This window comes from Trueperella sp. LYQ143 (assembly GCF_046599595.1).
Classification (GTDB): domain Bacteria; phylum Actinomycetota; class Actinomycetes; order Actinomycetales; family Actinomycetaceae; genus Trueperella.
Genome location: NZ_JBKIWR010000016.1, coordinates 48,075 through 59,301 on the forward strand (window position 1 = coordinate 48,075; position 11,227 = coordinate 59,301).

Here is an 11,227-nt window from a genome sequence, read left to right on the forward strand (position 1 = left end):
TGTTATTAACTGGGTGCATTAGTACCGTCAGTTTAACTGGTGTCAGCTATGGCTGCCGCTACTGGCTGGAATACTCGCTATCATCGTCGGTGCTAAACAAGGCAGTTGATACGTAACGTTCGCCGAAGTCGGGAATGATCGTTACGATATTCGCTCCGGCATATTCTGGGCGGCTGGCAACGCGATAGCTGGCAGCTAAAGCGGCACCACTGGAGATTCCTACGAGCAGACCTTCGCGATGTGCAGCCTGACGAGCGAAGTCAATGGCATCATCGCCGCCGATAGCGACGATCTCGTCAAAAATTTCAGTATCAAGCACATCGGGTATAAAGTTTGCGCCGATGCCCTGGATGGGGTGCGGTCCTGCTTTTCCGGTGGAGAGCAGGGCAGAGGCTTCTGGCTCTACGCCGACGATGTGTAAATCGGGATTCTTTTGCCGCAGATAGCGGCCAGTTCCGGTGATTGTTCCACCAGTTCCGATGCCAGCTATGAGTACGTCTACCTGCCCGTCGGTATCTCGCCAGATTTCTGGGCCGGTTGTGGTTTCGTGGATTGACGGGTTGGCAGGGTTGGTGAATTGCGATGCCAGAATAGCGCCAGGTGTGCTTGCGACGATTTCTTGAGCGCGGTCAACTGCCCCTTTCATGCCGGTACTGGGATCGGTGAGGACGAGTTGCGCACCGAAGCCACGCAGGAGAGCGCGACGTTCGTATGACATGGAGGCAGGCATCGTTAGAATGACGCGATAGCCGCGGCTTGCACCGATCCAAGCGAGAGCGATTCCGGTGTTGCCTGAGGTGGCTTCAACGATGGTGCCGCCGGGCTGGAGGGTTCCTGATCGCTCAGCAGTGGTAATAATGGCTAGGCCGACACGATCTTTGACGGAGTGTGCTGGGTTGAAGTATTCCAGTTTGGCAAGGACGGATGATCCCTTGGGCATGATTCGGTTAAGGCGTACCAGTGGGGTGTTGCCAACCAGTTCAGTCGCACTATTGAGAATTCGCATCTCCCGATCCTTTCCGTGTGGGGCGTCTAGCCAGTAGACATAGACGCACGCATGTAATGCAATTTTCTATTATCGGGACTTATTGTAATTGTACTGTTCGGCATGCGATAGGTTGTTCGCGCTGAACGATACCGAGATGATCGGCAGTAATAGCTCCTGCGGTCAATTCGGCAAGATCTCGGGTGAATGCAGTATCGTCACGGGCGGCAATATGCATAAGTGCGCCGGTGGGTTGGTAGACCACGTCCATCACGGTATATCCCCGAGCGCGCAAATCGGATTCTAATTTTCCGGCAGTCGCATGGGGGACGCTAATACTCAGGTGGTGGTGGGCGATAAGCTCGACGAAATGAGCCTGCTCCAAGGCTGTTTTGACGGATTCGGAGTATGCGCGAACTAATCCGCCTGTTCCCAGGAGAGTCCCGCCAAAATATCGGATGACAACAGCGGCAATATCAGTGAGATGAGCGCCGAGGAGAACGTCGAGCATGGGGCGCCCCGCTGTTCCAGAGGGTTCCCCGTCGTCAGAGGAATGTAGGATCGGGTTGGCATCTGGCATGCTCACAATAAAGGCGCTGCAATGGTGGCGAGCATCGGGAAACTCTGCGCGGGCGTGCGCTACCAGGTCGCGTGCGGCGCTCTCGTTATCCACTCGGCGGATACAGGTAATAAAGCGCGATCGTTTTATTTCTATTTCGGCGCGTAATTCTTGGTAGGTGGCGAGGCGCAGATGCGTCATGGGGTCAATTATGTCAGTTTGCGGGCGGAAATGTCAGTTTCTGGGGTGCGTAGCGCACGGCGCGGTGGCATAAATAGCGGTATGCCTGATGTTATGGCCTCCGCTCGTGCTATGTGTGGTCACGTGGGATGAGAGATGTGCGTAGAAGGGGGCGTCGGGGTGCTTTGAGTAATTGGGCATGAGGTATTGACGGGAGTGCTGAAAGGAGCTTTCGTCATGAGTGGTGATAGGGATTGATTCTTTGGCTATGCGCTCCAGATAGAAGGCGGATTGGTTTGGCTGAGGATCGCGGCAGAGGCAAGTTTTATATAAGTCGGGGTAGCGCTATATCTGTAGGTAGGCGGGTTATAGTAGGTGTGTAGATTGTCTGTAGATATGCATCAGGCAAGCTGTGCGGATAAGGTTAGGCAGACGGTATAGCTATAAGATAATCAGCGTTGAATGATAGGTCATCGGCGTCAAGTGATAGCTCGTCGGCATGCATATTCTCCGTCAGGCATATATGTGCGTGTTTCCTAGCACACTTAGACGTATCATTATGGCGATTTAATCCAGACCTAGTAAAGTGGATCTTTGGCTGCGCGGAATACCGCGCATAAGAGAGACCTAAGGTCTGGAGAATTGAAAGGAGCGGTTGGATATGCCAGTTCCCAAGCGCAAGATGTCTCGCAGTAACACCCGCTCTCGCCGCTCCCAGTGGAAGGCTGAGCTGACCCAGCTTCAGCCCGTTCGCGTTGGTGGGCGTGAGAAGCGCGTTCCGCGTCGCCTGGCAAGGGCTGCGCAGAAGGGTCTTATTGATCTCGGTTAAGCGCTCAACGCTACGTTGATATTGAAGGTCTCAGTTAGTAATGCTGAGGCCTTCATGCATACCTGTGGTCTATAGGTGGCGCTGAATTCAAGCAATATAATCGATGGGTGAGGAATGTCGAGCTATTCGTGGCAGACAGTCAGTTCAATGTAGTACCTGCTGCGTCATTCTTCGGAGTAGGCTGAGAAGTGCTATGCGTAATCGAAAAATTATTTGGGTAACTGTGGCGGCATTTTTGCTCGCCGGATGTACAGATTCAGCGTCTCCGGATACGCCGGCGCAGTCGCAGGAGCACAGCGCTTCCGATAATCAGGGGAGTGATGACGCTCCGGCAAACCCGAGTCAAACAGCTCCAGCGGATCCTGCGCGCCATATTGCCTCGCATCCTGAGGCAGATGGCACTGTGTATCTTGCGGGGGATAACGCTTTCGAGGTGAAAGTGCCGGCGCAGTGGGCACCGATTTCTTCCCCAGCAGATCAGATGCCGATAACGGTTGCGAATCCGGATCATTCACAAGAATTATCTATAAATTACATTGGGGCTGAACGATTATTAGGCGATCCGGCTGCTTATGGTGAACATTTGCAGGCTAATCTTGGGTTGTCGGCGGGTAGTGTGACCTATCTCGATTATCGCTCTGCCGGTGAACATAAATACCCGACGTTCCGCGTCACCACTGATACATATCAGGCATACGTATATGTAGTGACGGTTCACGGAAAGGTCTACGAAGTTACAACGTGGGGTCGCGATAGCCAAAATGCAGTAGCCGCAACGAGTCTGATGGATTCCTTCAAAACGCACGAGTAATTGTGGGATGCCGCCCCTCCTCCCCCCCCCGCGGTACCTGGGTGCGAGTGTGCCATTGGGGGCGTGTATTGGGGCGTAAAGATATAGGGAGATTGAGAGTCGGGCGGTAGTGCCCGCGTAGTTAGCGCTGTGGGCGTGGGTGCGCTGTGCTGGCGTGTTCCCGAGGATTGATTCGTGCCAGTTTACGCGTTCTTGTGGTGTGCGTATGAATCTCAGAAAATACGGAGTCTGGGTGCAATATTGACGCCAATATTAAAAACCGACGATAACCGAGCATAAGTCAGTTATCGTGTTCCCAGTGCTTGTGACCAGTGGGTATTCTCATCAGTGCCCGCTTTCAGATAAGTTTCGCTCTGCAGGCTAGAAAGGAAAAGGGGAGGGCCGGAATTAGCTGTGCCGTGGGCAATACGTGGCTCATTCGAAATCACGGCTATGCTCGTTATCGGTAGATGGATTCTCCTGTACCTGACCGCAAGGTAGCGGATATATTGGCGTAAGGTTTGGCTTTTATCAGGGGTAAGACGCGGTATCTATCTAAGGGGAAGCGTTCTAATGAAGATCGCCCCCCAGCTAACGAGAACTCCTGATCTGATGAAGGGTGCCCGCTTAATAAAAGCCCCTGATCTGGCGAGATCCCTTGATCTGACGAGTTCCCCTGATCTACTGAAAGTCAGCCGTGAATTACCAACTCTCCTGCATGCTTTCCTGGGTATATCAGGAAATACCAGGGTGTGCGGGCAGGGGTACAACAAAGCCGCTGTTTTCCTTCGGTAGTTTCATGGAAAACAGCGGCTTACCGTCGGGGTAACAGGATTTGAACCTGCGACCTTCCGCTCCCAAAGCGGACGCGCTACCAAACTGCGCTATACCCCGTCTCGCCTATCTTAGGGGAGAGTGGGGCTGGGAACGAATTTTGAACTCTATGATGAGTGATAAATCACGCCGGGAGCTTTTGGTCTGGGCAATATTCTTGTTAGACTCAGATTCGCTACGTTACAGATAGTGGCGTTGTGCGAGTGTAGTTCAATGGTAGAACCTCAGCCTTCCAAGCTGATGGTGCGGGTTCGATTCCCGTCACTCGCTCCATGATTGCCTGGTTTTTAACCAGGCATGTTCCGCATTTACGCCTTTGTGGTTATATCCCTGCGGTGATATTCAGTGAATGAGTAGAGATCGTCTACAGCAAACGGTGTTTTTATTTTGGGCATTTTTGTCGTTTCGGTTTGTGGCGGGGCATGGTGTTTTAAGAAATGGTGGCGATGGCCCGTGCTTTATGAGGTGAAGCGTCAGTGTGCTTTCATCTTCGCCATTGTTAATCCTGAAGTGATGATGTGTCGTTTCGTCGGTGTGAAAGACGTGAATGTGCTTGCCTATCACTGTGTTGGGGCTATAAAGCTAGTTTTGCGCGCTCATAGGGAATTTAATGCCATTGATGTATGGCACTACGAGAAAGTGCCAGAATTTTCTGTGTGAAGATGCCATGCTGATTGAGTAAAAATGACGTTCTTGGCGTCGTGCATATATTGCCTGATAGTTAAAGATAGCTCCTTATATAAAGAGCGTGTTTCCGTATAAATAGGTAAAACTTCTACGGATTTCATATATCCTGAAAGAGGCTGTGCCGTATAGGTCGTATTTTGTTAGTACACGAGGACGTGTTGATAAACGATAGGGGTAGATAGATGGAGCTTTCCGCGATTACACAATGGACTTTCTTTGAAGAAGTGCCGGTCCCTGCTGATATTGTCCCGCTTCTCTTACCTGGGGAGCAGGCACATTCGGCGTATAAAACACTGCGTGATTCTGCCGTATTCACAAATAAGCGCCTCATTGTTCGAGATGCTCAGGGAATAACTGGAAAGAAAGTAGAAGTGTATTCGCTGCCGTATTCGTCGATATGTATGTGGTCTACTGAAAATGCGGGAAAGATTGATCTCAATGCTGAGATTGAGTTATGGACGAAAGCTGGGCATATCAAGGTTAATGTCGGTAAAAAGGTGGATGTGCGTCGGATTGACATGCTTATCGCCCATGCGGTTCTGGCGGATTGATTAGGAAATAGGGCAACGAACTTTCAGTAGGGAAGAATTCGTTTTCTTGCTGTTCACTGCAGTAGCACGGGCGGTGCGGCACTGTTATACCGAAGAAGAGTTACTATTTGTTAGGCGGGGCGTGATCGGTACTGTTCGCGCTGACGAGGTACAGCAAACGGACCGGCGTGCAGGTAATTCAGGGTGGTATTGAGGTATGCGTGAATTTGTTGCCATTGATTTTGAGACGGCAAATGAGCAGCGGCGATCTGCGTGCTCGGTTGGAATGGTCCGTTTTGATAGTGAGGGGCAGATAGCGGATCGTTACTATCGGCTTCTACGTCCACATCCGGATGTTGACTATTTCAATCCGGTTCACGTGCGAATCCATAATATCCGCCCTAGTGATGTGGCACAGGCCCCTCAGTGGAATGAGGTGTACGGCGAGGTTTGCGCTTTCATTGGTGAACGTCCGATAGTGGCGCACAATATGGCTTTTGATGGGCATGTTTTATTGGGTTTGGCGCGGGCATACGAATTGCCGCGATGGGAAAATGAGCTGTTTTGTACTGTACAGTTGGCCCGCAGATTGCTTGGTGATCGGTTAGAGCAGCGCACTTTGCAACGGCTCTTTGCGTATTACTTCCCAGGTGAATCATTTACCCATCACGAGGCACTTTCAGATGCGCAGGCTTGTGGTCGGATTTTTGCGCGCATGCAGTCAGAATACGGATACGAGAATCTCAATCCGACTCGGCTAAATGATGGCTCAAGCTCCCGTAATGCTACTACAAGGGTGCATACTGCTGATAGGGCTAGTGCTGCTGAGCTAATCCAGCACTATGGGCATACCGCGGCTCTTGAAGGGGAGCGGGTGCTTTTTACTGGGACGCTTACCAGAGCGGCGCGCTCTGCTTTGCAGGAGCTTGTGGCGGCTATAGGTGCCACTCCAGAGAGATCTCTCACAAAGAAAACCACTATGCTTGTCGTTGGTGTACCAAATCCGCGTGTTTGGGCTGATGAATCGGCTGGTTCTCGCAAGCTACTGGCGGCAATTCGCATGCGAGACGCGGGAATTCCTATTCGGATCATTACGGAGGAAGAATTCTTCAATCTTCTCACAGATTAACGAATTATCGAAGAATAGCGATAAACATCCTATAGCTCTTTATTGGTCATACGAAAAATCTCGTTACCTTTATATGTTTAGGCGATAAGTGGCGCTATTGCTTGCTTTTCTGGCTGTATGGTGTCGGGGGGGGGGGTAATAGTGAATGGTTCCTGTATGAGATTGTGTAATGTTTTTCTCTGCAAAGAAGTTAAGTTAGTAAAATTTTGCTATTAAATTAGTAAGGTTTTAGCAATTTAGTAGTAAGGTTTTGCCGCGGGTGAGTGTGGTGTAATCCTGGGTGAAAATGTTGATCCAACTTTTATTAGAGTCGTTAACATGCGATACTGGCTCCTAGGAAAAGGGGAGGTTAGACGAAGCAGAGATTTTTGCTAGGTGAGCAATTTTTATGCATTGATCTTCTGCTGCGTTGCCGTCGTATAGCTATGCCTCGTGGTAGCTGTTAAAGAGACGGTAATATTTCCCCAATCTTGTGGTGAGTAGTAGGAGCAAGAATGCGTTGGATTTACTCCGGTAAGAAGGCTGCAGCTTTCTTACTTGCTTTAGCATTAGTTCTGGTAGGCATGGGTGCGTTCGGCGGCTTAGGTCGCGCTTTTGCAGCCGATCCTCTGCCGAATGGGCAAACCCCCTTTGAGCGGATTTATTCCGCGAAGATGAAGGGGAATATCAAGATCACAGGTAATACTCTGCGTATGCCAGATAGGCGTTACTACTCCGACGCTCTTATTGCCGCTTACGGCAAAGCGGGTATAGGCGCTAATGGCTCCAGTATGAACAACGATCTGTATATGGGGGAAGTGGATGCTGATAACGATCCCACTACTCGCAATTCCTCAGCCGCTGGTATCACAATCGCAGAAAATGCGAGTGTTGAAAAAGCATTCCTAATTTGGGGTGGTTCCAGCGCTCCTGGTGATCCAACGCGTACAAACGGGAGCCAGACGGGCAAGACTCCTCAGGAGCCGCCAAAAGCTGCCCCGGAGAACGAAGTAGTGGCTGGCCCCGTTATCAAGTTTAAGACTCCGAAGATGAGTAGCTACATCAACGTTGCTCCAGTAAAGAGCTCACGGTTGACGAACTTTAAGAAGGATTACACCGCCTACGCCGATGTGACGAATTACGTCAAAGAAGCCGGTGCTGGCATGTATTGGGCTGGCGATCTTCCGCTTTCCACCGGATACGACGCATACGGCGGTTGGTCGCTGGTCGTGGTTTATGCTGATTCAGATCAACCGCGCAATGATTTGAACGTCTTTTTCGGGCAACGCTATACGGATAAAGATAATAGGGTCGCGATTAACCTTACGGGGTTAGTCACTCCGGTGGCCGGTACGGTTCACGCCAAATTGGGTACGGTGAGCTGGGAAGGCGATCAGCCGGGTAAAGGAGATTTCGCAACAGTTGGAAAGGAAGCCTCCCCAACGAATGCGCGGGTATATGACGAGCTGACGCCCGCTGATGATTTTGGTAATTCAGCCGTTACGTATGAAGGAAAGCTGATTACTGATCGCATCCCGAATTACAACAACAACCACGGTGTTGACGCCAAGGTCATTAACATTGACGGGAAACTGCACAATGGGCAGGATACCTTCGGTGTGTACATGTCATCTACCGGCGATATCTACTACCCAACTATCATTACAACCGAAGTTGAGCTTTATTCGCCGGATGTGCGAGTACAAAAAACAGTGGAGAACATCACCCGTCCCGGAGCGAAGATCGCGACGGAAGGCGATATTCTCGAGTACACCGTCGATATTAAGAACGTAGGTTATGATACGGCGACCTTAAATGTTGCAACAGATAACCTGCCCGGCACGGTTGAATATATCCCCGGAAGTATCGTCCACATGAACGGTGACGTTCGAGAACCACGAACGGATCAGCCTGCAGATGATGATTCCGAGTACGTAGCGGATAAACATCAATTGGTATTCCATATCGGCAATGGAGCAACCCCTGAAAATGGCGGCACTCTGGTTTACAACCAGGAAGTCATGTACAAATATCGCACTCAGCTCACTGCTAAGGGCGCAGGTCAAGCAATCGTGAATACCGTGCTGGTGGAATACTCCGGTTCGGATGGAGAAAAGACTTCCGGTGGTAGCTCGCATGATAAGAACGAGTTAAAGACCGAGCCACAAAAACCGGATTACACCCTGACGAAGACGGCGGATAAGCCGAAGAACTACAAGCTGACTGCCGGGGAAGTCGTCACCTACACCTTTACTTTGAAGAATATTGGCAATGTATCGCTAAGTGATATTACTCTGAACGATCCACTGCCGAATTTGGGTCCGATTACCTTTACGAATCCGGATCAGAAAGTACTAGCACCAGCCGGGCAGCCTAATGATGTGATGACTGCTACCGCTCAGTACACCATTACGCAAGATGATGTTGAGCGCGGGGTATTGGAAAATACAGTAACGGCTAACGCTAAAGAACCTAAGGGAAGTACCCTTACGCGCACCGCGTCAGTTTCTTTGCCAGCCGAACAGCAGCCGGAAATCGTTTTGACGAAGACCTCTGACCATGACGGTAAAGAGTCAACTCTGCGAGCTGGCGATACCGTGAACTACACCTTTACCTTGAAGAACACGGGTAACGTCACGGTCAAAGACATCGCAATTAAAGATCTGATGGAAGGCGTTAACGTCGGCAAACCCTCGGCGACCTCGCTCGCTCCAGGAAATACACTGACTGCTAGCGGCACATATCAGGTCACTCAGGCAGATGTCGATGCCGGTAAGATTACGAATAAGGCAATCGCCACTGGAAAAGATCCGAAGAATGGCGATATTAATTCTAATGAAGCGCCAAATAACATAACGATTAAACGGACGCCAGCTTTATCCTTGGAAAAGGTTTCCGATAAAGATGATGTCAAGGATTATGTTGCACGAGTAGGGACGCCAGTTACCTATACCTTTACAGTGACGAACACTGGAAATGTGACGGTCAAAGGAATTACCTTGACCGATCAGCTTCCAGATCTCACGCTCAGCGAGCTGTCCCGCAAGGATCTTGAGCCAGGGCAAAGCGCTACTGCCACTGGAACATATCTGCTGAAGCAGAGCGATATCGATGCGGGCACGCTGTTGAATACCGCTTCTGCTGCTGGTAAAAGCCCAGATGATGGGGATGTTCCGTCAAACAAGGCCAACAATACGCTGACCTTCAAGCAGAGTCCGTCTTATACCTTTGCTAAGACCAGCGATAAGCCAGATGATTACCGGATGAAGGCTGGCGATACGGTCACGTATTCCTTTACGGTGACGAATACCGGCAATGTCACCTTGCATGATGTTGCGGTGTCGGATCCATTGCCTGGCTTGTCTGAGGTGAAGGTGGATAAGCCGGTCCTGGCTCCCGGTGAGGTGGCAACGGCAACGGCAACCTACCAGATCACTCAGGATGATGTTAACCGCGGAGAGGTGGAGAACACTGCAACCTCGACGGCAACTTCTCCCGATGGGAATGTAACCAAGAAGCAAAGCAGTGTTACGCTCATTGCTGAGAGCAAGCCAAACTACACGTTTGTGAAGTCCTCGGATAAACCTGCTGACTATCGTCTCAAAGTTAATGACGTCATCACGTATTCATTTACCGTGACGAACACAGGTAACGTGACGTTGCACGATGTAACGATCACCGATCCGTTGCCAGATCTATCGCCAATACAAGTGGATAAGACGGTATTGCTTCCTGGGGAGGTCGCTACCGGCAAGGCGACGTATGTTGTTAAGCAAAGCGATATTGATTCCGGAAAACTCCGCAATATGGCAACCTCAACTGCGACGACTCCTGGCGGGGATAAGATCCGCAAAGATTCTGTCTTGCGTATTCCGGCAGAGCAGCGTCCGGAATACAGCTTCACGAAGGAAAGCGATAAGCCTGCTGATTACAAGTTGAAGATCGGTGATACGGTCACCTATACCTTCACGATTGTTAATACCGGCAATGTGACCTTGCACGACGTAGCAATTGATGACCCGATGTTTGCTGCCAATCCGGTGAAGCTGGAGAAAGATACTATCCAGCCATCAGAAAAGCTGACGGCAAAAGCAACGTATCAGATCACCCAGAAAGATATCGACGCGGGTAAGATCGAAAACACTGCGACGGCAACAGCTACTCCGCCAGTCGGTGACCCGATTAAGCAGGAAGATTCAGTTCTTCTTCTCGGTGAACAGACCTTGGATTACACCTTTGTAAAGTCCTCGGATAAGTTAAAGGATTATCTGTTAGCTGCTGGCGATACGGTCACGTACACCTTTACGGTGACGAATACGGGGAATGTGACGTTGCATGATGTTGCGGTGTCGGATCCATTGCCTGGCTTGTCTGAGGTGAAGGTGGATAAGGCCATCTTGGCTCCAGGTGATGTTGCGACGGCAACAGCGAAATACAAGGTGACGCAAGAGGATGTTGACCGTGGATTTGTGAAGAACACAGCCACATCGGTGGCGAAAGCTCCGAACGGTGACATTATCTCCCGTAAGAGTTCGGTAAAGCTTGCTGGCGACCCGAAGCCCGAATATGACTTTGTAAAGTCCTCAGATAAGGGCGACGGGTATCAGCTCCAGGTGGGGGATACGATTACGTATTCCTTTACGGTGACGAATACGGGGAATGTGACGTTGCATGATGTTGCGGTGTCGGATCCGATGAAGGGCTTGTCTGAGGTGAAGGTGGATA

General features: G+C 50.5%; 8 protein-coding genes and 2 tRNA genes. 7 read left to right on the plus strand and 3 right to left on the minus strand.

The features are described 5' to 3' along the window. Window positions 1-58: 58 nt before the first annotated feature. Both cysK and ACLHIL_RS07130 read right to left on the minus strand, forming a co-directional pair. On the minus strand, window positions 59-1,006 hold the full coding sequence (cysK, locus tag ACLHIL_RS07125; RefSeq protein WP_411297264.1) for a cysteine synthase A: 948 nt from the start codon (window positions 1,004-1,006) through the stop codon (window positions 59-61). Window positions 1,007-1,085: 79 nt separating this feature from the next. Beyond that, the gene (locus tag ACLHIL_RS07130; RefSeq protein ID WP_411297265.1) at window positions 1,086-1,745 is read right to left on the minus strand and encodes a YigZ family protein; all 660 of its coding nucleotides are present in this window, start codon (window positions 1,743-1,745) and stop codon (window positions 1,086-1,088) included. Between the two features lie 640 nt (window positions 1,746-2,385). Here ACLHIL_RS07130 and rpmF point away from each other — a divergent pair. Together rpmF and ACLHIL_RS07140 are read left to right on the plus strand one after the other, a co-directional pair. Continuing rightward, window positions 2,386-2,553, plus strand: coding sequence for a 50S ribosomal protein L32 (rpmF, locus tag ACLHIL_RS07135; RefSeq protein ID WP_411297266.1), 168 nt, complete (start codon window positions 2,386-2,388; stop codon window positions 2,551-2,553). A gap of 193 nt (window positions 2,554-2,746) precedes the next feature. After that, window positions 2,747-3,364, plus strand: a complete 618-nt coding sequence (locus ACLHIL_RS07140; protein WP_411297267.1) for a hypothetical protein — start codon at window positions 2,747-2,749, stop codon at window positions 3,362-3,364. A gap of 799 nt (window positions 3,365-4,163) precedes the next feature. Here ACLHIL_RS07140 and ACLHIL_RS07145 read toward each other — a convergent pair. Next, a tRNA-Pro gene (locus ACLHIL_RS07145) sits at window positions 4,164-4,237 on the minus strand. 139 nt (window positions 4,238-4,376) lie between these two features. Between ACLHIL_RS07145 and ACLHIL_RS07150 the strand changes: the two genes are divergently transcribed. From ACLHIL_RS07150 to ACLHIL_RS07170, 5 genes are all read left to right on the plus strand, one after another. After that, window positions 4,377-4,450, plus strand: a tRNA-Gly gene (locus ACLHIL_RS07150). Between the two features lie 114 nt (window positions 4,451-4,564). Next, window positions 4,565-4,837, plus strand: a complete 273-nt coding sequence (locus tag ACLHIL_RS07155; protein ID WP_411297268.1) for a hypothetical protein — start codon at window positions 4,565-4,567, stop codon at window positions 4,835-4,837. Window positions 4,838-5,046: 209 nt separating this feature from the next. Beyond that, on the plus strand, window positions 5,047-5,415 hold the full coding sequence (locus ACLHIL_RS07160) for a PH domain-containing protein (protein ID WP_411297269.1): 369 nt from the start codon (window positions 5,047-5,049) through the stop codon (window positions 5,413-5,415). 196 nt (window positions 5,416-5,611) lie between these two features. Next, on the plus strand, window positions 5,612-6,523 hold the full coding sequence (locus tag ACLHIL_RS07165; protein WP_411297270.1) for an exonuclease domain-containing protein: 912 nt from the start codon (window positions 5,612-5,614) through the stop codon (window positions 6,521-6,523). A gap of 494 nt (window positions 6,524-7,017) precedes the next feature. After that, on the plus strand, window positions 7,018-11,227 hold a 4,210-nt coding region (locus tag ACLHIL_RS07170), incomplete at its 3' end, for a hypothetical protein (protein ID WP_411297271.1).

Bases quoted from the DNA above. Each gene is read 5' to 3' on its own strand.
- ACLHIL_RS07165 (WP_411297270.1), top strand. From the start codon at position 5,612: ATGCGTGAATTTGTTGCCATTGATTTTGAGACGGCAAATGAGCAGCGG.
- rpmF (WP_411297266.1), top strand. From the start codon at position 2,386: ATGCCAGTTCCCAAGCGCAAGATGTCTCGCAGTAACACCCGCTCTCGC.
- ACLHIL_RS07160 (WP_411297269.1), top strand. From the start codon at position 5,047: ATGGAGCTTTCCGCGATTACACAATGGACTTTCTTTGAAGAAGTGCCG.
- ACLHIL_RS07130 (WP_411297265.1), bottom strand. From the start codon at position 1,745: ATGACGCATCTGCGCCTCGCCACCTACCAAGAATTACGCGCCGAAATA.
- ACLHIL_RS07140 (WP_411297267.1), top strand. From the start codon at position 2,747: ATGCGTAATCGAAAAATTATTTGGGTAACTGTGGCGGCATTTTTGCTC.
- cysK (WP_411297264.1), bottom strand. From the start codon at position 1,006: ATGCGAATTCTCAATAGTGCGACTGAACTGGTTGGCAACACCCCACTG.